General features: G+C 65.2%; 22 protein-coding genes. 16 read left to right on the forward strand and 6 right to left on the reverse strand.

Annotated features, from left to right (window positions below; genetic code table 11):
• The first annotated feature begins 208 nt into the window (after window positions 1-208).
• The gene (locus QUG01_RS10425; protein ID WP_500830075.1) at window positions 209-1,099 is read left to right on the forward strand and encodes an ion channel; all 891 of its coding nucleotides are present in this window, start codon (window positions 209-211) and stop codon (window positions 1,097-1,099) included.
• 25 nt (window positions 1,100-1,124) lie between these two features.
• Here QUG01_RS10425 and QUG01_RS10430 read toward each other — a convergent pair whose 3' ends face one another.
• Together QUG01_RS10430 and pssA are read right to left on the reverse strand one after the other, a co-directional pair.
• Window positions 1,125-2,915, reverse strand: a complete 1,791-nt coding sequence (locus QUG01_RS10430) for an ATP-binding protein (RefSeq protein ID WP_500830076.1) — start codon at window positions 2,913-2,915, stop codon at window positions 1,125-1,127.
• A 97-nt stretch (window positions 2,916-3,012) separates the two neighbouring features.
• Window positions 3,013-4,356 carry a CDP-diacylglycerol--serine O-phosphatidyltransferase gene (pssA, locus tag QUG01_RS10435; RefSeq protein ID WP_500830077.1) on the reverse strand — a complete coding sequence of 448 codons (1,344 nt, stop codon included), beginning with the start codon at window positions 4,354-4,356 and terminating at the stop codon, window positions 3,013-3,015.
• 186 nt (window positions 4,357-4,542) lie between these two features.
• Here pssA and QUG01_RS10440 point away from each other — a divergent pair, with 186 nt between their 5' ends.
• A complete protein-coding gene (locus QUG01_RS10440) occupies window positions 4,543-5,070 on the forward strand; it encodes an RNA pyrophosphohydrolase (protein WP_500830078.1) in 528 nt (175 codons plus the stop codon).
• 113 nt (window positions 5,071-5,183) lie between these two features.
• Window positions 5,184-7,148 carry a DNA topoisomerase IV subunit B gene (parE, locus tag QUG01_RS10445; RefSeq protein ID WP_500830079.1) on the forward strand — a complete coding sequence of 655 codons (1,965 nt, stop codon included), beginning with the start codon at window positions 5,184-5,186 and terminating at the stop codon, window positions 7,146-7,148.
• A 149-nt stretch (window positions 7,149-7,297) separates the two neighbouring features.
• On the opposite strand, the gene QUG01_RS10450 is transcribed toward parE, so the two are convergent.
• Entirely contained in the window at window positions 7,298-8,011 is a 714-nt protein-coding gene (locus QUG01_RS10450; RefSeq protein ID WP_500830080.1) for a transporter substrate-binding domain-containing protein, read from the reverse strand.
• A 175-nt stretch (window positions 8,012-8,186) separates the two neighbouring features.
• On the opposite strand from QUG01_RS10450, the gene QUG01_RS10455 reads away from it, so the two are divergent.
• Window positions 8,187-8,603 (forward strand): GNAT family N-acetyltransferase, encoded by a 417-nt coding sequence (locus QUG01_RS10455; protein WP_500830081.1) that lies wholly within the window; start codon window positions 8,187-8,189, stop codon window positions 8,601-8,603.
• A gap of 4 nt (window positions 8,604-8,607) precedes the next feature.
• Here the strand turns inward: QUG01_RS10455 and QUG01_RS10460 are convergent, their stop codons facing one another.
• On the reverse strand, window positions 8,608-9,204 hold the full coding sequence (locus tag QUG01_RS10460; RefSeq protein ID WP_500830082.1) for a short chain dehydrogenase: 597 nt from the start codon (window positions 9,202-9,204) through the stop codon (window positions 8,608-8,610).
• Between the two features lie 104 nt (window positions 9,205-9,308).
• Here QUG01_RS10460 and QUG01_RS10465 point away from each other — a divergent pair, with 104 nt between their 5' ends.
• The 4 genes from QUG01_RS10465 to QUG01_RS10480 all read left to right on the forward strand — a co-directional run bounded on the left by QUG01_RS10465 (window position 9,309) and on the right by QUG01_RS10480 (window position 12,219).
• Complete coding sequence (locus tag QUG01_RS10465; RefSeq protein WP_500830083.1) at window positions 9,309-10,193, forward strand: LysR family transcriptional regulator; 885 nt, start codon at window positions 9,309-9,311, stop codon at window positions 10,191-10,193.
• A 68-nt stretch (window positions 10,194-10,261) separates the two neighbouring features.
• Window positions 10,262-10,819: a chromate transporter gene (locus tag QUG01_RS10470; protein ID WP_500830084.1), complete on the forward strand. Its 558-nt coding sequence runs from the start codon at window positions 10,262-10,264 to the stop codon at window positions 10,817-10,819.
• Window positions 10,816-11,331 carry a chromate transporter gene (locus QUG01_RS10475; RefSeq protein ID WP_500830085.1) on the forward strand — a complete coding sequence of 172 codons (516 nt, stop codon included), beginning with the start codon at window positions 10,816-10,818 and terminating at the stop codon, window positions 11,329-11,331. Before QUG01_RS10470 ends, QUG01_RS10475 begins: the two co-directional genes overlap by 4 nt.
• A gap of 42 nt (window positions 11,332-11,373) precedes the next feature.
• Window positions 11,374-12,219, forward strand: coding sequence for a transporter substrate-binding domain-containing protein (locus tag QUG01_RS10480; protein WP_500830086.1), 846 nt, complete (start codon window positions 11,374-11,376; stop codon window positions 12,217-12,219).
• Window positions 12,220-12,225: 6 nt separating this feature from the next.
• Here QUG01_RS10480 and fumC read toward each other — a convergent pair whose 3' ends face one another.
• Window positions 12,226-13,611 carry a class II fumarate hydratase gene (fumC, locus tag QUG01_RS10485; RefSeq protein WP_500830087.1) on the reverse strand — a complete coding sequence of 462 codons (1,386 nt, stop codon included), beginning with the start codon at window positions 13,609-13,611 and terminating at the stop codon, window positions 12,226-12,228.
• A 142-nt stretch (window positions 13,612-13,753) separates the two neighbouring features.
• Here fumC and acnA point away from each other — a divergent pair, with 142 nt between their 5' ends.
• The 8 genes from acnA (at window position 13,754) to QUG01_RS10525 (ending at window position 24,093) form a co-directional block, all read left to right on the forward strand.
• Window positions 13,754-16,426, forward strand: a complete 2,673-nt coding sequence (gene acnA / locus QUG01_RS10490) for an aconitate hydratase AcnA (RefSeq protein ID WP_500830088.1) — start codon at window positions 13,754-13,756, stop codon at window positions 16,424-16,426.
• Between the two features lie 119 nt (window positions 16,427-16,545).
• Window positions 16,546-17,610 (forward strand): uroporphyrinogen decarboxylase, encoded by a 1,065-nt coding sequence (hemE, locus tag QUG01_RS10495; RefSeq protein WP_500830089.1) that lies wholly within the window; start codon window positions 16,546-16,548, stop codon window positions 17,608-17,610.
• 553 nt (window positions 17,611-18,163) lie between these two features.
• A complete protein-coding gene (locus QUG01_RS10500; protein ID WP_500830090.1) occupies window positions 18,164-20,347 on the forward strand; it encodes a primosomal protein N' in 2,184 nt (727 codons plus the stop codon).
• A gap of 4 nt (window positions 20,348-20,351) precedes the next feature.
• Complete coding sequence (gene dacB, locus QUG01_RS10505) at window positions 20,352-21,752, forward strand: D-alanyl-D-alanine carboxypeptidase/D-alanyl-D-alanine endopeptidase (RefSeq protein WP_500830091.1); 1,401 nt, start codon at window positions 20,352-20,354, stop codon at window positions 21,750-21,752.
• Between the two features lie 55 nt (window positions 21,753-21,807).
• Window positions 21,808-22,065 carry a glutaredoxin 3 gene (grxC, locus tag QUG01_RS10510; RefSeq protein WP_500830092.1) on the forward strand — a complete coding sequence of 86 codons (258 nt, stop codon included), beginning with the start codon at window positions 21,808-21,810 and terminating at the stop codon, window positions 22,063-22,065.
• A gap of 110 nt (window positions 22,066-22,175) precedes the next feature.
• Window positions 22,176-22,628, forward strand: a complete 453-nt coding sequence (gene secB / locus QUG01_RS10515) for a protein-export chaperone SecB (RefSeq protein ID WP_103319995.1) — start codon at window positions 22,176-22,178, stop codon at window positions 22,626-22,628.
• A gap of 10 nt (window positions 22,629-22,638) precedes the next feature.
• A complete protein-coding gene (locus tag QUG01_RS10520) occupies window positions 22,639-23,079 on the forward strand; it encodes an SH3 domain-containing protein (protein ID WP_500830093.1) in 441 nt (146 codons plus the stop codon).
• A 9-nt stretch (window positions 23,080-23,088) separates the two neighbouring features.
• Window positions 23,089-24,093, forward strand: coding sequence for an NAD(P)H-dependent glycerol-3-phosphate dehydrogenase (locus QUG01_RS10525; protein ID WP_500830094.1), 1,005 nt, complete (start codon window positions 23,089-23,091; stop codon window positions 24,091-24,093).
• Window positions 24,094-24,165: 72 nt separating this feature from the next.
• Here the strand turns inward: QUG01_RS10525 and folE are convergent, their stop codons facing one another.
• A complete protein-coding gene (gene folE, locus QUG01_RS10530; protein WP_500830095.1) occupies window positions 24,166-24,786 on the reverse strand; it encodes a GTP cyclohydrolase I FolE in 621 nt (206 codons plus the stop codon).
• Window positions 24,787-24,930: the final 144 nt, after the last annotated feature.

Below are 24,930 nucleotides of genomic sequence, written 5' to 3' on the forward strand. Positions count from 1 at the left end.
GTGGCATTCGCCATGTGAAAGTAGGACACCGCCAGACGCCCGATAAGACAAAGCCCAGCTCAACCGAGCTGGGCTTTATGCTTTGCGCCCGCCGAGTCTATCCCAGTCGTCCGCTATTGCGCTTTCGAGTGCGCGAATGGCCGCCATTGACGTCTGTTTGCATCCCTCACACAATCGGCCTTTGCAGACTTCGACAAGGTGGCGCCAGATGGTTACCCGCAGCAGAAAACCCGCGCGACGCATAGAGGCGGGCGGTCGCAGCCTGTTCATTCACAGCCTGCCGCGCCACTCCCTGCATGACCTCTATCACTACTGCATGACCATCAGTTGGCCGCGTTTTTACCTGTTTATCGCGGCGGCTTTCATCGCATTGAATCTATTGTTTGCCGGGCTTTATCAATTGCAAGCCGGCGGCATCGCCAACCAGTTTCCACCAGGTTTCTTGGGCGCATTCTTTTTCAGCGTCGAAACGCTGGCGACGGTTGGCTATGGCGATATGCATCCGCAAACGCTGTATACGCATTGGATTTCCATGCTGGAAATTTTCATCGGCATGATGAGCATTGCATTGATTACCGGCGTGACGTTTGCCCGCTTCTCGCGGCCCAGAGCGCGTATCGTGTTTACCAGCAGCCCCGTAGTGCGTCCATTGAACGGTGAACCGGTGTTGATGCTGCGCGCGGCCAATGCCAGAAATAATGTGATCATTGATGCCAGTGCCCGCCTGCGCTTGTTGCAGCAGGAGGTGACTGCCGAAGGGACGACCTTTCGCAGGCTGTACGATCTGGAGCTGGTGCGGGATGAGCACCCGATGTTTGTGCTCGGCTGGACACTGATGCATAAGATAGATGAGCGCAGCCCCTTGCATCAACGCGATGCCGACTCGCTGGCGGCGGTCAAGGCACAGCTGATCTTGTCCATCAACGGCATGGATGAAACTACCATTCAGCCTATGGTGGCGCGGCATACGTTTTCGCATCAGGATATTCGTTGGAATCATGCCTTCGCCGACCTGATCTATACCGATGAAGATGAAAACGACCATGTCGACTACCAGCGCCTGCAGGAAGTCCGGCCGTTGCCATCGGCCAAGGATTAGGGTGGACTAGCGGAGTGGGCAGCGGTTAGCAGGCATTGGCCGGGAAGGTGATGATGAAGGTGGCGCCATGTCCCGGCTCGCTTTCTAATCGGATCTGGCCTTTCAGGATGACCTGGACGATGTTGTGGACCAGCGCCAGACCAAGCCCGATGCCGCCCTGGCCCATGCGGGTTGTGAAAAACGGATCGAAGACCTTGCCATGCAATTCTGTCACGATGCCCTTGCCGTCGTCTGCATAACGCAGCGTGATATCGTTTCCTTCGCGGCTGATGGCTACGGTGATGCAGCCAGTCTCCTTGCCGTCGAAACCGTGAGCCAGCGAGTTGGCAATCAAGTGGGAAAGCAGTTGTTCCAGCGCGCTGGGATAGTTATCGATGATCAGATCGGTCGGCGCCTGTAGTTCTACTTTGACATGCGGATGATGTTCAGGCGGCAGCAGGGTTTGCAGCAGTCTGGCGATGACTTGGCCAAGATTGAAGCTGCGTTTGGGTTGATCCAGTTGGTCGACCGCGATTTGTTTGAAGCGGCCGATCAAGTCGCCGGCCTGTTCGCTGTTCCTCTGCAATAAATCGCAGCTTTCCGTGGCTTTCTCCAGAAATGCCTGCAGGCCTTTGCGGGAGAGTTGTTTCTCGGCGTCCGCCTTGGCGATGGCTTCTACGTCGGCATGGATTTGCGACGAGCACAACAGGATGTTGCCGATGGGGGTATTCAGCTCATGCGCCATGCCGGCGACCATGCGCGCCAGCGCCGCCTGTTTCTCCACGATGCTGATTTGCTGCATTGCCTTTTTCAGCTCGGCGGTGCGGATGGCGACGCGTTCTTCCAGGTTGCTGTTCAGTAATTGCAATTCCTCCTCGGCGTACTTGCGTTCCGTGATGTCGGAGTAGGTGCCTATCATGCGCAAGGCTTGGCCCTGCGTGTCCAGGCTGACCGCCATGCCGCGTCCCAGCAGCCAGATCCAGCCTTGATCTTTGAGAAACCGGTGTTCGATGGCAAAGGACCCTTGCGGTTGGCGCAGATAACTGGCCAAGTCCGCCAAAACGGTTGGCAGGTCGTCTGGATGAATGCCGGTCTGCCAAAGTTTGAAATCGGCGATTGCCTCCGGCCGGCTCAGGCCAAGCAACTGCTGGCAACGATTGGATAAGTAAATCTCGCCGCTGGCGATGTCCCAGTCCCATACGCCGTCGCCGGCCCCCTCCAGCGCGAAGTGCCAGCGTTCCTCGCTTTCTCGCAGCGCCTGCAGCGCTTTGCGCTCGCCTGCGCGCAGCAGTTCGAACTCGCGGCGCACCCGCTCCGCCTCTTCCGCGCGCAAGGCGGCGTCTTCCTGCGCCCTGGCCTTGTCGTTGTAGATTTGCCGCAGGTCGCGCTCCACCATGCTGCGAAACTGGGCCAGCAATTGGCGATAAGTTTGTGCGTAGCCGTTCTCCTCGCGATCCAGAATGCAGATGGTGCCGAAGACCTCCTCGTTAGGCCAGATCAAGGGCATGCCCATATAGGAGATCATGCCCAGTTTGATGTCCGGATTGTTGCACCAGTGCGGATCGGTCAAGGCATTGGGCACCGTCAGCTCGCTGCGGGTGCTCATCACCGTTTCGCAATACAGGCCGGTGCCCAGATCGGCCAGCTCGTCTTCCTCATAAGGATTGCCGTCGCTATGGCTGGACAGGAAAACTTTTATCTTCGGCGGCTCCACGCGCATGATCAGCGCGGCGGGAATGCTGACAATGCGGGCCATCAGATCCAGCACTTGCTGCCACTTTTCCGAATAGTCGTGGCTGACCGACAATTGGCGCGTTTCCACCCGGATGGCTCGCATCAAACAGCTCCGCTTGCATGATCGCTGATGTATCAGCATAGCCGGCTGGCGCGGCGAGGGCGGAAAAAACAAGCCCCGCGAAAGCGGGGCGGGGCGCTTACAGCATCAGATTGAGCATGCGGTCGATCCGCACGCGGCTCAAGCGGGTGAGCAGTTTCTTGATCTGTTCCGGGTAGTGCTTCACGTCTTCCAGCTGGCGGTAGTGCGCCAGCGGGGTGGTGTGGCGCAGAATGCTGCGTTGTTCGGCCTCCCCCTGCGCGCGCAGGGCGCCTTGCGGATCGCGCAGCAGCAGCGCGTTTTCCAGGTCCAGGCGGAAGGCGCGGGGATTCAGGTTGTTGCCGGTCAGCAGGATGTAGCGCGCGTCGCTCCAGATGCCCTTCAGGTGATAGGTGTTGTCGCCGTCTTTCCACAGATGGATGCGCAGTTGCTGGCGCGACACGTATTGGCGTTGGCGCTTGGCGAAGCGGCGCAGATTCATCTCGTACAGATAGGGCAGCGCGCCGATCACGCGGAATGGCTGCTCCGGCGGGATGTAGAAGTCGTTGGCGGTCTTGTCGCCGACTACGATGTCGATTTCCACGCCGCGGCGCAGGGCGCGGTTGATTTCCAGCACCACGGCGCGCGGAAAGTTGAAATACGGCGTGCAGATGAACAGCTTGCTGTCGGCGCTGGCGATGATATCGAGTATCGTGCGGTTCAGCCGGTTGCCCTTGCCGATGCCGACAATCGGGGCGATGGCCAGTTGCTCGGCCGAGGCTGGCGGCAATGCGGCGGGATGGTACTGACTGTGCACCAGCTTGTCGCGGAACTGGCGGATCTCCTTGCGGATGCTGCGGGTGGACGGCGCGGGTTTGTCCAGCCGGAATACCGCCGGATCGTTGAAAAATTGCTCGGCCATGAAATCGGCCATGGTATCGGCCAGCTGCGGGCTGCGGATCAGGTGGTAGCGGTCGAAGCGGTATTTGTCCAGCTTGTGCAGATAAACATTGTTCAGGCTGGCGCCGCTGTAGAACACGGTATCGTCGATGACGAAGCCCTTCAGGTGCAGCACGCCGAACAGCTCGCGCGTTTGCACCGGCACACCGTAGATCGGAATGTCCAGATCGCGGCGGGCCGCTTCCTCGCGGTACCAGCTGGCGTTGCAGTGCGACTGGTCTTCGCCGATGCGGCCGCGTTGAGCGCGATGCCAATCCACCATGACGCGCACGTCCAGCTCAGGCCGGCGTTGCTTGGCCTGGTACAGCGCGTCCAGGATTTCCTGGCCCGCTTCCTCGTTTTCCAGATACAGCGCGCACAGGTAGACGCGCCGGGTCGCCGCGGCGATCGCTTCCAGCAGCCGCAGGCGAAAATCGCTGGTCTGCAGCAGCGTGGAGAAGTCTTGCGGCGGCAGCGGAAGCCAGGGCAGGCGGGTCAACGTGGGTCGATTGAGCAGAAATGCCATGAATGCGCAGTAGATTGACGTTCAATCGACGCATCGTAGCATCGTTTGGCCAATTTGGGGGAGTGCGCGAGGCCGCAAGTGACGCCGGTCAAGCGTTTTGACGCGCCGCCGGCTGGCGGGCCGCGTGGCAAGGCGGGCCGAAATGTGCAAAAATTCCGGTAACGAGACGAATTGCAGGTTTTTTCCATGCTGGACCGGGACGGATACCGCCCAAACGTCGGAATCATCCTCACCAACGCCAAAAACGAGGTGTTCTGGGGGAAGCGCGTGCGCGAGCATTCCTGGCAGTTCCCGCAAGGCGGCATCAAACCGGGCGAAAGCCCGGAAGCCGCCATGTACCGCGAACTGCTGGAAGAGGTGGGCTTGCTGCCACAGCACGTGAAGATCCTGGGACGCACCCGCGACTGGATGCGTTATGAGGTGCCGACCAATTGGGTTCGCCGCGAATGGCGCGGCAGTTACAAAGGGCAGAAGCAGATCTGGTTTCTGCTCAGGCTGGTGGGCCGCGACAGCGATGTTTGCCTGCGCGCGTCCACGCATCCGGAGTTCGATGGCTGGCGCTGGAACGATTATTGGGCGCCGGTGGATGCGGTGATCGAGTTCAAACGCGATGTGTACGAGCGCGCCTTGTCCGAGCTGTCGCGCTTTCTGCGGGGCGTGGAGAGCTACGACGCCTATCTGGCGCGCATCGCCGCGGCGCAGAGCGAGCAGTGAGCGGGCCGCGCAATTTTGTAGCACAGCGACGGCGGGCAATGCCCGCTGTCTTTATTTGAGCCGTCCCATATGGACGGCGTCGACGTGAAACGCCGACTGGGTAAGACCACAACATGACTCAACAATACGACGAATCCTCGGTACGGGTGCTGAAGGGGCTGGAGCCGGTCAAAGAGCGGCCTGGCATGTACACCCGCACCACCGACCCCACCCACATCTGCCAGGAAGTGATAGACAATGCCGCCGACGAGGCGCTGGGCGGCTACGCGCGCAAGATCGCCGTCACCGTGCATCAGGATGGCTCGCTTAGCGTGGAAGACGATGGCCGCGGCATCCCGGTGGGCCTGCATCCGCAGGAAGGCGTGCCGGTGGTGGAGCTGGTCTTCACCCGGCTGCACGCCGGCGGCAAGTTCAACAAGAAGGACGGCGGCGCCTATGCCTTCTCCGGCGGCCTGCACGGCGTAGGCGTGTCGGTGACCAACGCGCTGTCCACCCGGCTGGAAGTCGAGGTCAAGCGCGACGGCGGCGTGCACCGCCTGGTGTTTTCCGGCGGCGATGTGATCGAACCGCTGGCCCGCGTGGGCGACTGCGGCGCGCGCACCAGCGGCACCCGCGTGCGGGTGTGGCCGGACGGCAAGTATTTTGAAAGCCCGCGCTATTCGATGCAGGAACTGGAGCGGCTGCTGCGCGCCAAGGCGGTGCTGCTGCCCGGCGTGGCGGTGACGCTGACGGTGGAAAAGCCCAGCGGCGACGAGGTCAAGGTCTGGCAGTATCCCGAGGGTTTGAAAAGCTATCTGGCGGAATTGTGCAACGGCGACGAGCCGGTGGCGCCGCTGTTCGCCGGCGAAGCCTATATCGGCGACGACCACGAGCAATTCGCCAAGGGCGAGGGCGCGCAGTGGGCGATGGCCTGGTTCGAGGACGGCGCCAGCGGCGAGAGCTACGTCAATCTGATCCCCACCCCGGTGGGCGGCACCCATGAGGCCGGCCTGCGCGCCGGCGTGTTCGACGCGGTCAAAAGCTTCATCGACCACCACAACCTGCTGCCGCGCGGCGTCAAGCTGATGGCAGAAGACGTGTGGAGCCGCGTGCGTTTCGTGTTGTCCGCCCGCGTGCTGGACCCGCAGTTCCAGGGCCAGACCAAGGACAAGCTGACCAGCCGCGACGCGCTGAAACTGATCTCCGGCCTCGCCCGCGATCCGGTGGAGCTGTGGCTGAACCAGCATGTGGAGGCCGGCAAGAAGATCGCCGAACTCGCCATCCGCCAAGCGCAGAGCCGCCTGAAGTCGGTCAAGAAGGTGGAAAAGAAAAAAGGCTCCGGCGTGGCGGTGCTGCCAGGCAAGCTCACCGACTGCGAAAGCGAAGACATCGAGCGCAACGAGCTGTTCCTGGTGGAGGGCGATTCGGCCGGCGGTTCGGCCAAGCTGGCGCGCGACAAGGAATACCAGGCCATCCTGCCGCTGCGCGGCAAGGTGCTGAACAGCTGGGAAACCGACAAGGACCAACTGTTCTCCAATGCCGAAATCCACGACATTTCCGTGGCGATAGGCGTGGACCCGCATGGCCCGAACGACCAGCCGGACCTGTCCGGCCAGCGCTACGGCAAGATCGCCATCCTGTCCGACGCCGACGTGGACGGCTCGCACATCCAGGTGCTGCTGCTGACGCTGTTCTTCCGCCATTTCCCGCGGCTGGTGGAAAACGGCAATATCTACATCGCCCAGCCGCCGTTGTTCCGCGTCGATGTGCCCGGCCAGGGCAAGACCCGTCCGCCGCGCAAGCTCTATGCGCTGGACGAGGGCGAGATGACCGCCATCCTGGACCGTCTGCGCAGCGAGGGCGTGCGCGAGAATGCCTGGACCATCTCCCGCTTCAAAGGTTTGGGCGAGATGAACCCGGAGCAGCTGAAGGACACCACCATGAACCCGGACACCCGCCGCTTGGTCAAGGTGCAGGTGCGCCCCGGCATGCTGAAGGAAACGCTGGATATGTTCGTCATGCTGATGGGCAAGGGCGAAGCGTCCAGCCGTCGCAGCTGGATGGAGGCCAAGGGCAACGAGGTGGAAGCCGATATCTGATCCGCCGCCTTGGCGCATTCCCGAACCCGCCCGCTTGGCGACAGGCTGGCGGGTTTTTTTGCGCTTAGCGTCGCTAAGCAAGCCTCGCAGAGCTGGGGCCAAGGGCGGCGGGGCAGACAGTACAAGTACGCCAGGATCACTCGCAGCGCTTAATCGTAGCGCGCCAGCAGCGCGGCGATTTCCTGCTTGCCCTGCGGCGATGCGCAGGCGGCGCGCAGTTTGTCCAGCATGGCGGCGTCTCGCGCCAGCGGGTGGGCGTGCGACACATAAACCGCCATCGGCTCGTTGCTGATGGACAGCTCCGCCCACTTGTCCCCCGGCGTCGATATCTCGCGCAGCGTGCGGCCGCAGCCGGGACGGACGCACATCATCGCATCCAGCCGGCCGATGCGCAGCATGCGGAATCCCTGATGCAGATCGTTGACGTATACCCTGTCCGCGCCGCTATCGGCGAGGAAGTCGTCCAGGGTGTGGGTGCCGCGCAGGATGCCGACCGGGCGGTGCCGCAGATCGGCCTGGCTCAGCTTGCGGCCGGCATCGCGGTAGATCACGGACAGCCGGATCGCTGTCGGACGGCACACTTCCAGGCCGAAGCCATCGCGCTCCGCCGACGCGGTAATCAGCGCCAGCGCGTTCTGCCCGCTTCTGAGGTCTTCCACCACCCGCGGCAGCGGCCGGATGTCCTGGCGCAGTTGCAGGCCGCTTTGTCCTGCCAGCCAGCGCAGGAAGCGCGGCGCCAGGCCGTCGCCGCTGGCGGCGTCGCCCCATGGCTCTATCGCCTGGCTGGACGATTGCACCGGTTCGGCATGCGCCGTCTGCAGCCACAATATCGATGCCAGCATGCCCAGCCAGGTTCTTCTCATCGCGGCCCTCCCCGTTGCGCGTCCAAGGCGGTGGACGCGGCAGATGCAGTATAGTCGCCGTGTAAGCCGCTCAAGCTCGCGATGCTTGTCATCGCCCTCGAATGAAATGCTCATTAAGAAAGGATGCTCGATGCCACCCGCCATCACACCCGCGCATGTTGCGGATTTTCAGGACATGCTTCATCTGTGGGAGCGTTCCGTGCGCGCCACCCATCATTTTTTAAGCGAGGACGACATCGCCGCCATGCGGCCAGAGGTGGCGGCCGCATTTGAAGCCGCGGAAGACATCGGCCTGGCCTTGCGCGTGACCCGAGATGGCGAGGGGCCGGTGACGGGCTTTGCCGGCACGATGGCCGGCAAGCTGGAGATGCTGTTCATCGATCCCGAATACGCTGGCAGAGGCTTGGGAAAGCGCTTGCTGACGCACGCGGCGGCGGAGCTGGCGGCTACGGCGGTGGATGTCAACGAGGATAATCCCGCCGCGCTGGCCTTTTACCGCCACATGGGCTTCGCAGTGGCCAGCCGCTCGGCGCTGGATAGCGCCGGCAGGCCGTTTCCTCTGCTGCATCTCAAGCTGCGTCCCGCCGCATGAAGTTTTACCACACCGTCAGCGTTTGGCCGTTGGCGATGCCTTCCACGCTGCGCACATAGGCCAAGGCGGCGCGGGCCGCCGGCACGGCTTCGAAGCCGGGGAAGTAGGGCGCGTAGACTTTCATCGATTCCTGCACGACATTGGGGCTGACCACATTGATGCGTTGGCCGCGCGCCAGCTCCAGCGCGGCGGCGGCGGCGAAGCCTTCCAGCGCGCGATTGACGGTAGTGGCGTTGCTGCCGTGGCGGATCGGCTGAGCGCTAACGATGCCGCTGGTCAGCGTGATGGAGCCGCTGTCGTTCAAATAGTGCTGGCCGATCAGCGCCAGGTCGATCTGGCCCAGCAACTTGTTTTCCAGACCGATGCGGAAGTCGGCGGCGGTCATCTCTGCCAGCGGGCCGAAGTGCAGGCTGCCGGTGGCGCTGACGATGGCGTCGAGCCGGCCTGCCTGTTCGAACATCCGTTGCACGCTGGCGCTGTCGGTGATGTCGACGCGCAAGTCGCCGCTGTGGCGCCCGGCGGTGAGAATCTGGTGGCGGGACAGGGCGTGCTGGACGGCGCGGCCCAGCGTGCCGCTGGCGCCTACGAGCAGGATTTTCATGGTGTGTCTCCCTTGCGGTTAGCGATGGATGCAGTGTGCCGAGATTCTTCTTCTTGATTAATCCGTTATGATGAACAGGATTAATAATTTGGAGTTTCTAATCCATGGACAGGCTGCTCAGCATGGAGTTGTTCGTCGCCGTGGTGGACAAGGGGAGTTTCACCGCGGCCGCGGAGGCGCATCGCCTGTCGCAGCCCATGGTCGGCAAGCATATCGCCGCTCTGGAAAAGCGTTTGGGCGGCCGGCTGCTGGTGCGCACCACCCGGCGCCAGCAGCTGACTGAGCTGGGGCAGCACTATTACCAGCGCTGCCGCGCCATCCTGGCCGAACTGGCGGCCGCCGAGGATGCCGCAGAGCTGCTGCGGCAGCAGCCGCGCGGCGTGCTGCGGCTCAATGCTTCGGTGACGTTTGGCAGCTTGCGCCTGGCGCCGCTACTGGCCGAATTCATGGCGCGCTATCCGGAGATCGGGGTGGAGTTGGAGTTGAGCGACCAGTTGGTCGATCTGGTGGCTGACGGCTACGACGCGGTGTTCCGCATCGGCCAGCTGGCCGATTCCGGCATGGTGGCCAGGCGGTTGAAACCATACCGGATGATGATCGCCGCCTCGCCGGCCTATCTGGCCACGCGCGGCACGCCGCAGACGCCGGCCGACCTAGCCGGCCACGACTGCCTGGGATTCAGCCGCTGGCAGCGCGATGACGGCTGGGACGCGCTGGCGCGTCAGCATGGCGTGGAGATCGCCGCCAGCCGTTTCCAATGCAACCAGGGGCAGGCCTTGCGGCAGCTGGCGCTCTCCGGCGCGGGGATGGCGCTGCAGGCGGAGGCGCTGCTGGCCGACGATGTGGCGGCGGGCCGGCTGGTGTCTTTGCTGGATGGCTATCTGCCGCCGCCCAAACCCATGCATCTGATTTACCCGGCGGACAGCCAGCCCTTGCCGAAACTGAGGGTCTTCGTCGACTTCATCATAGAGCGCCTGGGCGCGCTGTGAGTTTTATTGACCGCCCCTGTCAGAAATTCTCGTTTGTAGTGTTCCAGGCCCAAGAGTAGTGTCAAAGCATGGATACCGAACTGATCAAGCCACGCCGGCGCGACCTGTTTGCCGGCTTCTTCTCCGTCGGCATCACCGGCTTCGGCGGCGTGCTGCCGCAGGCGCACAGCATGCTGGTGCAGCGCCGGCGCTGGCTGTCCGAGAGCGATTTCGCCGAGCAGCTAGGGCTGTGCCAGGTGCTGCCCGGCCCCAATATCGTCAATATGGCCGTGTCGGTCGGCGCGCGTTTCCACGGGGCAATGGGAGCGATGGTCGCCGTGTCCGGTTTGCTGTTGGCGCCTATGGTCATCGTGCTGCTGCTGGCGTCTCTTTATGGCCGTTATCGCCAGCTGCCGCTGGTGGAGCAGGTGATGCACGGGCTGGCTTCCGCTGCGGCCGGCCTGCTGCTGGCGATGGCGCTGCGCCTGCTGCCCAGGCTGGAGCGGCGCGGGTGGAGCGCGCTGGTGGTGATCGTCACCTTCGCTGCCATCGCGCTGTTCCGTTTGCCCTTGCTGTGGGTGCTGTTGGCCACGATACCGCTGGCGCTGGGCCTGGCCTGGCTGAGCAGGGGAGGGCGCGGCGAATGATCTTGCTGATCTTGCTGTGGGAGTTTGGCTTGTTGTCGTTGATGGCGGTGGGCGGCGCCAATGTGGTGCTGCCGGAGCTGCAGCGCATCGTGGTGGCGCATGGCTGGATGAGCGCGGCGCTGCTGGCGGAATTGTTCGCGCTGGCCCAGGCCGCGCCGGGACCGAATGTGCTGGTGGTGAGCCTGGTGGGCTGGCATGTGGCCGGGGTGGGCGGCGCGCTGGTCAGCATGCTGGGCATTTGCTTGCCGTCGTCCTTGCTGAGTTTTTATGTGTCGCGCTGGTGGGCGCGCCACCGCGGCGGCGAGCTGACCGGCCTGTTGAGCCGCGCCTTGCTGCCGCTGACGGTCGGCCTGATCGGCGCCAGCGCCTGTTTGCTGCTGCAGGCGGCCAACCGCGGCTTCGCCGGCTGGGGGCTGAGCGCCGCGGTGGCGCTGTTGGCCTGGAAGCGCAACTGGAACCCCTTGTGGTTGCTGTTGCTGGGCGGGGTGGCGGGCGGCTTGGGCTGGCTGTGATCTGCGGCCATAATGGCCTTATCGCTATGTAATGGACCGCATATGGCCAAGATGCTGAGTCTGTTGCTGCTGGGGTGCTGGCTGTCGCTGGCTCAGGCGGCCGGCGTGCAGATCAATTATGCGCTGGTGTCCGGCGACAACGATCCGCACTGGCCGTATATCCAGGCGCTGTTGCTGCTGGCTTGCGGCCAGATGGGCCAGCGCTGTGAACTGCTGGCTGCGCGCGACATGAACCAGGGCCGGGCGATGGAGCAGATGCAGCGTCCGGACAGCAGCGTCGACCTGTTCTGGGGCATGACCAGCCGCGAGCGCGAACGCAAGCTGCTGACCGTGCGCATCCCGCTGGACAAGGGGCTGTTAGGCTGGCGGGTGCCCTTGATCAATGCCGATCGGCCGCAGCTGTTCAAGGACGTCAAGACGCTGCGGCAATTGCGCGCGTTCCGGGCTGGGCAGGGCCAGGACTGGCCGGACACCCAGATCCTGCAGCATGCCGGCCTGCCGGTGCTGACCAGCCCGGACTATCCCAATCTTTTTTCCATGCTGCGCCAGCGCCGCTACGACTACTTCCCGCGCAGCGTGATCGAGGTGCAGCAGGAGCTGGCATCGCCATCCGGCAAGGGGCTGATGCTGGATCCGTATCTACTGCTGCATTACCCCACCGCCTTTTATTTCTTCGTTTCGCCGCAGCGGCCGGAGCTGGCGCGGATGCTGCAGCAGGGCTTGGAGAAGAGCGTGCGCGATGGCAGCTTCGACCAGCTGTTCAAGACTTTCAACAGCGACCATCTGCGCGCCTTGAAGTTGTCCGGCCGCACCGTGATCGAGCTGGACAATCCGCTGCTGCCGGAAGGCACGCCGCTGGCGCGGCGCGAGCTGTGGTTCCATCCGTGAGGACGCTTAAATCATGTCTTCCGGCCTGACCCAGGCATCGAACTGTTCCGCGCTGAGATAGCCCAGCGCCAGCGCGGCCTCGCGCAAGGTGGCGCCGTGGTGGTGGGCGTGCTTGGCGATGGCCGCCGCCTTGTCGTAGCCGATGTGCGGGTTCAGCGCGGTGACCAGCATCAGCGAGCGCGCCATCAGCTCGGCGATGCGGGCGCGGTTGGCCGCCATGCCGTCCACGCAGTGCTCGCGCAGGCTGTCCATGCCGTCGGCCAGCAGCCGCACGCTTTGCAGGAAGTTGTGGATGATCAGCGGCTTGAACACATTCAGTTCGAAATTGCCGGAGGCGCCGCCTATGGCCAGCGCCGCGTCGTTGCCCAGCACCTGGCAGCACAGCATGGTCATCGCCTCGCATTGGGTGGGGTTGACCTTGCCCGGCATGATGGAGCTGCCCGGCTCGTTTTCCGGCAGGGTCAGCTCGCCCAGGCCGCTGCGCGGGCCGGAAGCCAGCCAGCGGATGTCGTTGGCGATCTTCATCAGCGCGGCGGCCAGCGTTTTCAGCGCGCCGTGGGCGAACAGCAGCGGCTCGTGGCTGGCCAGGGCGGCAAACTTGTTGCCGGCGCCGGCGAACGGCAGGCCGTATTCCGCTGCCAGCCGCGCCGCTACCTTGTCGCCGAAACGCGGATCGGTGTTGAGCCCGGTGCCGACCGCGGTGCCGCCCACGGCCAGCTGGCACAGCATGGGCAGCGTCGCGCGCACGGCCTCTTCGGCCAGCATTAACTGTGCCGCCCAGCCGGAGATTTCCTGGCCCAGCGTCAGCGGCGTGGCGTCCTGCAGATGGGTGCGGCCTATCTTGACGATGTCGGCGAATTCGGCGGATTTGGCCTCCAAGGCCTGCCGCAGCAAGGTCAGCGCAGGCAGCAGCCTGGCGTGCAGCTGCTCCGCAGCGGCGACGTGCATCGCGGTGGGGAATATATCGTTGGATGACTGGCCGCGATTGACGTCATCGTTGGGGTGGACCAGGCGGCCTTCGCCGCGCTTGCCGCCCAGCAGCTCGGAGGCGCGGTTGGCCAGCACCTCGTTCATATTCATATTGCTCTGGGTGCCGGAGCCGGTTTGCCAGACCGACAGCGGGAACTCGCCATCATGGCGGCCGGCCAGCACTTCTTCGGCGGCGGCGGCGATGGCCGCGGCCTTGGCCTCGTCGAGCGTGCCCAGCTCGCGGTTGGCGACGGCGCAGGCGCGTTTGACCCTGGCCAGCGCCAAGATCAGCTCCGGCGGCATCTTTTCGCTGGAAATGTGGAAGTGCGCCAGCGAACGCTGGGTTTGCGCGCCCCACAGCGCATCGGCGGGCACGTCTATCGGACCGAAGCTGTCGCGCTCGGCGCGCATGGATTTTTTCATGTCATCATCCTTTCCTGGCAGAACTGCGGGCGGAGCGGGCTGTCCTACGTTTGTTCAGAAGCAGATCCCGCGGGCGGTCGGCAGACCGCTCTTCCATCGTGGCCTTTCCGGCCCGTACGGCCGGTGTTCACCGGAGTCGATCATGTCCCTGCAAGCTCAAGACAGTCTGCGCGAATTTACCCTGGCTTCGGGCCGGCGCGCGTTTTTCCATTCGCTGCCGGCGCTGGCGGCGCTCGGCGTAGGCGATGTCAGCCGGCTGCCTGTGTCGCTGCGCATCGTGCTGGAGTCGCTGCTGCGCAAGCTGGATGGCCAGCGTATAACCGAAATGCATGTTCGGCAACTGGCCGGCTGGCAAGCGCAAGCCGAGCGCAGCGAGGAGATTCCCTTCGCCGTCGCCCGCATCTTGCTGCAGGACTTCACCGGCGTGCCGCTATTGTGCGATCTGGCGGCGATGCGCAGCGCCGCGGCGCGGTTTGGCAAGCCGCCGGCGCGGATCGAGCCGCTGGTGCCGGTGGACCTGGTGGTGGACCACTCGGTGCAGGTGGACTACTTCCGCGAGGCCAATGCCTTGGATCTGAACATGAAGCTGGAATTCCAGCGCAATGCCGAGCGCTATCGTTTCATCAAGTGGGGCATGCAGGCTTTCGAGACGTTCAAGGTGGTGCCGCCCGGCATCGGCATCGTCCATCAGGTGAATCTCGAATACCTGGCCCGCGGCGTGCTGCAGGATGGCGACGTCTACTATCCGGACACCCTGGTCGGCACCGATTCGCATACCACCATGATCAACGCGCTGGGCGTGGTGGCTTGGGGCGTCGGCGGCATCGAGGCCGAGGCCGGCATGCTGGGCCAGCCGGTGTATTTCCTGACGCCGGATGTGGTGGGCGTGCATCTGCAGGGCCGGCTCGCCGCCGGCGTCACCGCCACCGATCTGGTGCTGGCGGTGACCGAGCTGCTGCGCGGCGCGCATGTCGTCGGCAAGTTCGTCGAATTCTTCGGCGAGGGCGCCGCCTCGCTGACTTTGCCGGACCGGGCGACGCTGGCCAATATGGCGCCGGAGTATGGCGCGACCATGGGCTTCTTCCCGCCGGACGAACGCTCCGTCGATTATCTGGCGGCGACCGGACGCAGCGACGAACAGATCGACGCCTTCCGTCGCTATTTCCAGGCGCAGCAGCTGTTCGGCATGCCGCAGGCGGGAGAGATCGAATATAGCGAAACCCTGGTGCTGGATTTGGCCTCCATCGTCCCCAGCGTGGCCGGCCCGCGCCGGCCGCAGGACCGCATCGCGCTGACAGCGTTGAAGCCGCGCTTCCGTGAACTGCTGCGCAAACCGGCGGCGGATGGCGGCTACGGCAAGGGCGCCTCGGTCGCGTCCGGGCGCGCGCTTGCCGACGGCGCGGTGCTGATCGCGGCCATCACGTCCTGCACCAATACTTCCAATCCCGGCGTGATGCTGGCCGCCGGCCTGCTGGCGCAGAAGGCGGCGGCGCGCGGGCTGACCGTGGCGCCGCACATCAAGACCTCGCTGGCGCCCGGCTCCCGCGTGGTGACCGACTATCTGGGCAAGGCCGGCCTGCTGGCGCCGCTGGCGCAACTGGGATTCCGCGTGGTGGCTTACGGCTGCACCACCTGTATCGGCAACGCTGGCCCGCTGGATGCGGATATCGAGAGCGAAATCGCCGCGCGCGAGCTGGTGTGCGCGGCGGTGCTGTCCGGCAACCGCAATTTCGAGGCGCGCATCCATCCGGCGCTGAAGGCCAATTTCCTGATGAGTCCGCCGCTGGTGGTGGCTTTCGCCATCGCCGGCCGGGTGGACATCGATCTGGACGCCGAGCCGCTGGGCATGGGGAGCGACGGCCAGCCGGTGTTCCTGCGCGAGGTCTGGCCCAGCCAGGACGAAGTGGCCGCGGCGCTGGCCCAGGCGGCCGATCCGGAAACCTATCGCCGCTTGTACCGCGATCTCGGCAGCCTCAATCCGCTGTGGGGCGGCATCGTGGCCGATCGCGGGGAGACCTATGGCTGGGCGCCGTCCAGCTATATCGCTGAGCCGCCGTTTTTTGCCGATTTCGCGCTGACGCCGCCGGCGCCAAAGCCAGTGCGCGGCGCGCGGGCGCTGGCGATCTTCGGCGACTCGGTCACCACCGATCACATCAGTCCCGCCGGCGCGATCAAGCCGGCGTCGCCGGCCGGCCTGTACCTGCAGGCGCAAGGCATCAAGCCCGTGGACTTCAACAGCTACGGCTCGCGTCGCGGCCATCATGAGGTGATGATGCGCGGCACCTTCGCCAATGTGCGCATCCGCAACCTGATGCTGCCGCCCGGCGCCGATGGCCGGCCGGTGGAGGGCGGGCTGACGCTGCATCAGCCGGACGGCGCGCAAATGGCGATCTACGACGCCTCGATGGCCTACCAGGCCGAAGGCACGCCGACCGTGATCTTCGCCGGCGAGGAGTACGGCACCGGCTCCAGCCGCGATTGGGCGGCCAAGGGCACGCGGCTGTTGGGCGTGCGCGCGGTGATCGCCAAAAGCTTCGAGCGCATCCACCGTTCCAATCTGGTGGGCATGGGCGTCTTGCCCTTGCAGTTTCAGCCGGAGGACAGCGCGGCGGGCCTGGCGGGTGACGAAATGTTCGATCTGGAAGGGCTGGACGGCGAACTGAAGCCGCGCCAAGACGCGACTTTGGTGATCCGCCGCCCGGACGGCGGCGAGCGGCGGCTGCGGCTGACGCTGCGCATCGACACCCCGGTGGAGGCGGAATACTACCGCCACGGCGGCATTCTGCCGTATATGCTGCGCCAGTTGCTGGCCTGAGCCTACCGGCTGGCGGCGCGCGTCATGACAAGATGCGGCTGTTTTTTTGAGCGGCCGCAGTCGGGCCACGGCGCGCGCTGCGCTATAATGGCCGCCGATTTCCATAGCCGCGTGACGCCATGACCCAGCTGAAAAACGATACCTTCCTGCGGGCTCTGCTGAAGGAGCCGGTTGAATACACCCCGATCTGGATGATGCGCCAAGCCGGACGCTACCTGCCGGAATACCGCGCCACTCGCGCCCGCGCCGGTAGCTTCATGGGCCTGTGCACCAGCCCGGACTACGCCACCGAAGTGACGCTGCAGCCCTTGGAGCGCTTCCCGCTGGACGCGGCCATCCTGTTTTCCGACATCCTGACCGTGCCGGACGCCATGGGCCTGGGCCTGTATTTCGCCGAAGGCGAGGGGCCGAAGTTCCAGCGTCCGCTGCGCGACGAAGCCGCCATCCGCGCGCTGGTTCCGGCCGAGCTGGGCAAGCTGCAGTATGTGTTCGACGCCGTGGCCAGCATCCGCCAGGCGCTGGACGGACGCGTGCCGCTGATCGGCTTCTCCGGCAGTCCGTTCACGCTGGCCTGCTATATGGTGGAGGGCGGCGGATCCGACGATTTCCGCCACGTCAAGGCCATGCTGTACAGCCGGCCTGAGCTGCTGCACCACATCCTGGAAATGAACACGCAGTCGGTGATCGCCTACCTGAACGCCCAGATTGATGCCGGCGCGCAGGCGGTGCAGATTTTCGACACCTGGGGCGGCGCGCTCAGCCATGCCGCATACAAGGAATTTTCGCTGGCTTATATGCAGCGCATCGTCGCCGGCCTCAAGCGCGAGGCCGACGGCCGTCGCGTGCCGGTGATCGTGTTCACCAAGGGCGGCGGCCAGTGGCTGGAAGACATCGCCGCCATCGGCGCCGATTGCGTGGGCCTGGACTGGACCACCGACATCGGCCTGGCGCGCGCCCGCGTCGGCGCCAAGGTGGCGCTGCAAGGCAATTTCGATCCCAATGCGCTGTTTGCGGAGCCGGCGGCCATCGAGCGCGAAGTGGCGCGCATCCTGGCCGGCTACGGCCAGGGCAGCGGACATGTGTTCAACCTGGGCCACGGCATTTCTCAATTTGCCGATCCGGCCCATGCCGGCGCCTTGGTGGACGCCGTCCATCGTTTGTCCCGTCCTTATCATGGCGATTGAACGACGCTAGCAGGCGACATGGCGCGGCCCTGTGGCTGCGCCATCTTGGTGCATTAGGCGGCGTAGGCCGGGCCAGGCTTCAAACTGACTGAAGAATCGATTGCAGAATTTCTTAGTAGCGCCAGGCAAAAGGCGCTTGATTTTTTTAAATTTTTATTAAATTCGCATCGCTTGCACGGCGCTAAGCCATTGCCGCATGGCAGGGTATTCTTGCCCGCCGCTAGGCTGTTCGAGTACGAATCAAGTCGTTGATGTCGAGGCCCCAACATGTGGGTTGACAGCCGAGGCGGCTGGTGTTCCAGAAGTTATGCACACCGCCTAGTCCCTGCGTCCAGCCTTGTCAAGCGTGGGCGGCAAAAAAAATGGCAGCGGTTTAAGTATTTGAAAATAAAAGACTTTTACATTTGATTAATTTTTGTGCAATCCAGCGGAAACACTGATTTAGCGGCTTTTTGCTGGTTATCGCCAGGGTTGTTCACAAAGTTATCCACAAGATCTGTGCACAGCGAATGCAAAGCCTTGTCGCAGCAGGGTTTGCCGAGGAAGAGCATAAATGTCCGAGCGGGATTCTGTTCAAGTGGCGGTCGACGTGCCGCTGGCAGGAACGTTCAGTTACCTGACTGAATCGCCTGTCATGAGCGGCATGCGCGTCAGCGTCCCCTTCGGCCCGCGGCGGCTGTGTGGCGTCGTGGTCACGCCGATACCGGGGGAGGGTGTGCCGGATTGCGACAGCGCCAAACTCAAACGCATCGAAATGGTGCTGGATGGCCTGCCGCCGCTGCCCGAGGAGTTTCTCGCCCTGGTCCGTTTCGCCGCGGATTATTACCACCACCCGCTGGGGCAGACCTTGTTCACGGCCTTGCCGACCACGCTGCGCGAGCCGCGGGACATCAAACGGCCGGACCGTCGTCCGTTCGCGCTGACCGCGCAGGGCCTGGCGGAGCCGCCGCCGGCGCGGCAGAAGGCCAGGCTGGCTTTGTGGCAGGCCTTGCTGGACGGGCCGTTGACCTTGGAGGCCGCCAAGGCCCATACGCCGCAGGCCGGCAAATGGCTGGCCGACTGGCTGGCCGAAGGCAAGGCCGAGCGCGTGACGCTGGAGCCGCCAGCCTTGCGACTGGGCGAATCGCCGGCGCTGAACGACGAGCAGCAGGCGGCGCTGGACGCGCTGCGTCACAGCGAGGGCTTCCAGCCCTGGCTGCTGCATGGCATCACCGGCAGCGGCAAGACCGAGGTTTATCTGCGGCTGATCGCCGACAGCTTGGCCGCGCGCCGCCAGGTGCTGGTGCTGGTGCCGGAAATCAATTTGACGCCGCAGCTGATCGACCGCTTCGCGCGCCGCTTCCCCGCCAGCCGCATCGTGGTGCAGCACAGCCATCTGGCCGATGGCGAGCGCTTGCAGGGCTGGTTGGATGCCTGGCATGGCGAGGCCGATGTGGTGATCGGCACTCGGCTGTCGGTGTTCACGCCGCTGCCGCGGCTGGGGCTGATCGTAGTGGACGAGGAGCATGACGGCTCGTTCAAGCAGCAGGACGGTTTGCGCTACCATGCGCGCGACCTGGCGGTGTGGCGCGCGCGCCGCGCCGGCATCGCCATCGTGCTCGGCTCGGCCACGCCCAGCCTGGAGACGGTGGCCAATGTCGAGGCCGGCCGTTACAAGAAGCTGGCCTTGAGCCGACGCGCGCATGGCGCGGCGCGGCTGCCGGACGTGCGGCTGGTGGACACCCGCCGCAAGAAGCTGGTGGAGGGGTTGGGCGAGCCGGTGCTGGAGGCCTTGAAAACCAGGTTGGCGCGCAAGGAAATGAGCCTGGTGTTCATCAATCGCCGCGGCTTCGCGCCGGTGGTCGCCTGCACCGCCTGCGGCTGGACCAGCGGCTGTCCGCATTGTTCGGCCAAGTTGGTGGTGCACCTGATGGAGCGCAAGCTGCGCTGCCACCATTGCGGTTGGGAGGAACCGGTGCCGTCGGCCTGCCCGGACTGCGGCGATCCCGACATCAAACCCTTGGGCGAGGGCACGCAGCGGCTGGAATCAGCCTTGCAGCGCATGCTGCCGGAGGCGCGGGTGTTGCGCATCGACCGCGACACCACCAGCCGCAAGGATGCGTGGGACGAGATTTACCGCAAGGTGAACGGCGGCGAAGTGGACATCCTGGTCGGCACCCAGATGCTGGCCAAAGGCCACGATTTCGGCACGCTGTCGCTGGTGGCGGTGCTGGGTGCGGACGGTGGGCTGTATTCGGCCGATTTCCGCGCTTCGGAGCGCTTGTTTTCGCAACTGATGCAAGTGGCCGGCCGCGCCGGGCGGGCGGAGTCGCCGGGCGAGGTGCTGGTGCAGACGCAATGGCCGGACCACCCCTTGTACCAGGCCTTGGTGGCGCATGATTTCGACGGCTATGCCGCCAGCCTGCTGAACGAGCGGCGCCAGGCCGGTTTCCCGCCCGGCGTGTTTCAGGCCTTGCTGCGCGCCGACAGTCCGCAGCTGGCGCAGGCCACGGCTTTTTTGCGGGAAGCGCGCCAAGCACTGGAGCCGTTGGCGGACGGCGTGCTGATCTCCGGCCCGGCGCCGGCGCTGATGGCGCGGCTGGCGCAGCGCGAGCGCGCGCAATTGGTGCTGGAATCGCCGCAGCGCGCCGCGCTGCATCGCCTGTTGGATGCTCTGCCGCCGCTGCTGGATGGCTTGGCCAAGACGCATGGCCGCGCCCTGCGCTGGTCGCTGGATGTCGACCCGCAGGATTGGTGAAAGGATGAAAATGAAATACGCGTTTGTCGCGCTGATGCTGGCCGGACTGGGCGTCCAGGCTTCGGCGCTGGACCTGCATGGCCTGAAGCCGGACGAGGTGGCCGTATGGGCGGCGCCGGTGGAGGGCGGCGCGCCGCTGGCCAGCCACCGCGCCGACGAGCCGGTCAACCCGGCCTCGACCATGAAGCTGCTGACTGGCTGGGCCGCGCTGAACCGGCTGGGGCCGGACTACCGCTGGAAGACCGCCTTGCTGTCGGCCGCGCCGGTGGAGGGCGGGGCGCTGAAGGGCGATCTGTACTGGCTGGGCGGCGGCGATCCGCGCTTCGACAACGGCAATCTGCTGAGCCTGTTGTACAGCCTGCGTTTGCGCGGCATCCGCCAGCTGGACGGGCGGCTGCTGCTGGACAAGCGGGCCTTCGGCAAGGTCGGCGGCGCCGATGATTTCGACGACGATGCCGGGCGCGCCTTCGTGGTCGGTCCCGATACCCATCTGGTGAATCTGAAGGTAGCCTGGCTCACCTTCTACCGCGACGGCCAGAACGCGCGCGTAGTACTCGATCCGCCGCTGGCCGGCGTGGAGATGCGCAGCGAGCTGAAGCCGGGCGGCGACGAGCCGTGCCCCGATGTGCGGCGTTTTGTTTCCATTGCCAACGACGGCCGCCATGTCAGCGTTGCCGGCAGCCTGCCGCAAGCCTGCGACGGCCAGCGCGCCTACGTCAATGTGCTGGAGCACGACGAATTCGCCGCGCAGGACTTCGCGGCGCTGTGGCAAGCGCTGGGCGGCAGCGGGCCGCTGCGGGTGGCGCGCGGCCGCGCGCCGGACGACGCGCGCGAACTGGCGGCCTGGCAGTCTCAGCCCTTGTCGGTAGCCTTGGCCGACATCAACAAATACAGCAACAACACCATGGCGCGCACGCTGTTCCTGACGCTGGGGCGCGAGGCGGGGGGCGAGGACGACACCGCCGCGGCGGCCGAGCGCGCCTTGCGCGACGAGCTGCAGCGTCGCGGCATCGCCGACGCGGACGCGCTGCAGCTGGAAAACGGTTCCGGCCTGTCGCGTCGCGAGCGGGTGACGGCCCGGCTGCTGGGCGAAGTGCTGCTGGACGCGGCGCGCGGGCCATACGCCGGCGAGTTCATCGCCAGCCTGCCCATCGCCGCCACCGACGGCACGCTGAAGAAGCGCTTCGCCGATCTCGGCCCGCGCCTGCGCATGAAAACCGGCACGCTGAACGACGTCAAGGCGCTGGCCGGCTATTGGCAGGCCGCGGACGGCAGGCGGCTGGCCATCGTCGCCATCGTCAACGGCCCGCGGGCCAAGGCGTCCGGCCCGGCGCTGGACGCGCTGGTGTCGGACCTGGCCTTGAGTTTCAATACCGCGGCGATGCGACCCAGCGCAAAGCCTTGAGCGGCCAACTCAGGCTATAATCGTCGGCGATTGATATTTTACCCAGGCAATGAACATGAAACCGGTAACGATGTACACCACCGCGGTCTGCCCCTACTGCGTCCGCGCCAAACAATTGCTGGCCAGCAAGGGCGTCAGCGGCATCACCGAAATCCGCATCGACCTCGACCCGGCCGAGCGCGACAAAATGATGGCCATCACCGGCCGCCGCACCGTGCCGCAAATCTTCATCGGCGAGACCCATGTCGGCGGCTGCGACGACCTGGTGGCGCTGAACCAGGCCGGCAAGCTGGACACGCTGCTGGCCGACTGAGCGGCGCGGCCATCCGCGGTGTTGGCCGTGGCCGGCTTTCGTGCGATGATGCCCGCCGTTGGACCGATAAAATTCTACCGTCATCGAGACGGTTTTTTGTGAGATAGAACATGAGCGAACAACAAGAGCTGCAACCGGCGTTTTCCATCGAAAAAATCTATGTGAAGGACTTGTCGCTGGAGGTGCCGAACGCGCCGCAGGTATTCCTGGAACAAGCCCAGCCGGAAATCGACATGCAGCTGGCCAGCGCCGGCCAGCAACTGGATGACGGCTTCTTCGAAGTGACCCTGACCGTCACCGTGACCGCCAAGCTGCCGGAAAAGACCCTGTTCCTGTGCGAAGTGGCCCAGGCCGGCATCTTCCAGATCCGCAACATCCCGGCCGAAGACCTGGACCCGATCCTGGGCGTGGCCTGCCCGAACATCCTGTTCCCGTACGCCCGCGAAGCGGTGTCCAGCGTGGTGAACCGCGCCGGCTTCCCGCCGGTGCTGCTGGCCCCGATCAACTTCGAAGCCCTGTACATGCAGCAGCGTGCGCAGCAGGCCGAAGCCGGCAACGCCTGAGGCTGAGCGGATGAAGCGCCTCGTCGTCACGCTGCTGCTGGCCCTGGGCGTCGCCCAGGCGGCCCAGGCCCTGGAGTTCCGCTCGGTCAAGGAAACCGGCGTCGCGTTGTACGAGGCGCCGACGCTGACCGCCAAGAAACTGTTCGTGGTCAGCCGCTATTACCCGGTGGAAGTGCTGCAAAGCCAGAAGGAATGGGCGCGCGTGCGCGACGCCACCGGCGGCATCGCCTGGATTCCTTCTGCCGCGCTGTCCAAGCAGCGCTGGCTGCTGGTGGTGTCCGCCCAGGCCGGCGTGCGCGACAAGGCCGGCGAGGACGGCAAGCTGCTGTTCACCGTGCCCAAGGACGGGGTGGTGGAGATGCAGGACGCGCCGCAGGCGGGCTGGGTCAAAGTCCGCCACCGCGACGGCAGCGTCGGCTATGCTCGAATCACCGACCTCTGGGGTTTGTAAGGGCTTGCCATGAAACTGGCCATACTTGGCGCCGGCGCTTGGGGAACCGCGCTGGCGATCGCTTTTTCCCGTCACCATCAGGTGACGCTGTGGGGCCGCGACCCCGCGCAAATCCAACAGATGGCCGATGAGCGCGTCAACCGGCGCTATCTGGCCGATTGTCCGTTTCCCGACGCGCTGAATGTGTCTTCCGATTTGGCAGAGGCGGTCGACAGCGCCGAGCTGTTGTTGATCGTCACGCCGATGTCCGGCCTGCGGCCGACGCTGCGCGCGCTGATGGCCCTGGACATCGCCTTGCCGCCTGTCTTGTGGGCGTGCAAGGGTTTTGAATCCGGCTCCAGCCTGCTGCCGCATCAGGTGGTGGCGGAGGAGCTGCCCAGCGATCACCGCTGCGGCGTGCTGTCCGGCCCCAGCTTCGCCCGCGAAGTGGCGCAGGATCTGCCCTCAGCCGTAACCATCGCTTCCGACGACGCCGAGTTTGCCGCCTATGTGGCGCGGGAGCTGCACAGTCCGCGCCTGCGGCTGTACGCCAATGACGACCTGGTGGGCGTGGAAGTGGGCGGCGCGGTCAAGAATGTGATGGCGATCGCCACCGGCGTGGCCGACGGCCTGCATTTCGGCCTGAATGCGCGCGCCGCGCTGATCACCCGCGGCCTGGCCGAGATCACCCGCCTGGGCGTCGCGTTGGGCGCCAGCCAGCACACCATGATGGGCCTGTCCGGCATGGGCGACTTGATCCTGACCTGCACCGGCGAGCTGTCGCGCAACCGTCAGGTGGGCCTGAAGCTGGCCGAAGGCAAGCCGCTGCAGCAGGTGTTGGACGAGCTGGGCCACGTGGCCGAGGGCGTCGCCACGGCGCGCGAAGTGCTGACCATGGCCGAACGCCTGCAGGTGGACATGCCCATCACCGCCGCCGTGTGCGGCCTGCTGTACCAGGGCCACGATCCGCAAACCGTGGTGGACGGTTTGCTCAGGCGCTCGCCCAAATCCGAATCCGGCGGCTTGCTGGATTAGCGAGTCATACTCCGCGCGCAAAAGACATCACGGCCGCTGCCTTCGGATAGCGGCCTTTTTGCTGTCCGCCGCTCAGCGCTCGATCGCGCGCAGGAATTCGTTGCGGGCGTTGGCGTCGGTTTCGAAATCGCCGGCGTAGCACTGGGTGATCACCCGCTCGTCGCCGCGGCGGTTTTCCCCCATCAGCAGGCACAGCTGCTCGGCTTCGATCAGGCAGGCGGCGCCGCGGGCCTCGCCGTGCTCGACCAGGGTGCGGGATATCTCGTGGGTGATCCATTCCTGGTAGGTGTAGCGGTGGCTGATGGCGTCCACCATCCGCGCGATGCGGCCGAAGCCGTGCAGCCGGCCGCCGGGCAGGTAGGCGACGTGGGCGACGCCGCGGAAGGGCAGCAGGTGGTGCGGGCACATGCCGTGGACCGCCAGGCTGCGTATCACCACCATGTCGCGGCGGTCGTCGGCGAAGCCGCCGCCCAGCGCTTCGGCGGGCACGGTGTCGTAGCCGTCCAGCAGGCGTTTCTGCCATAGCTCGCGCACGCGCTGGGCGGTCTTGCCGGTGTGGATGGGGTCGATGGCGATGCCGCTGGCGGTCAGCATGTCGGCAACCGCTTTTTCGAAGGCGGCGGCATCGAAGGGCCGGACGCGGTCGAGCGGGCGCTGGCAGGCGGAGTGGTCGTGATCGTCGATGAAAGACATGGCGCGGCTCCATTGCGGTGGGACTGAGGGGCGGCCGGACCCGGCGAGGGATCGGCCGCCTATGCTTGCATGGTATCGGGAGGCGGCCGTCTTGACGATCGGATCCCGTCCGTTTATTTCGATTTCTTCGCGCGTGGCGGCGCG

This window comes from Chromobacterium sp. CCUG 76385 (genome assembly GCF_059916625.1).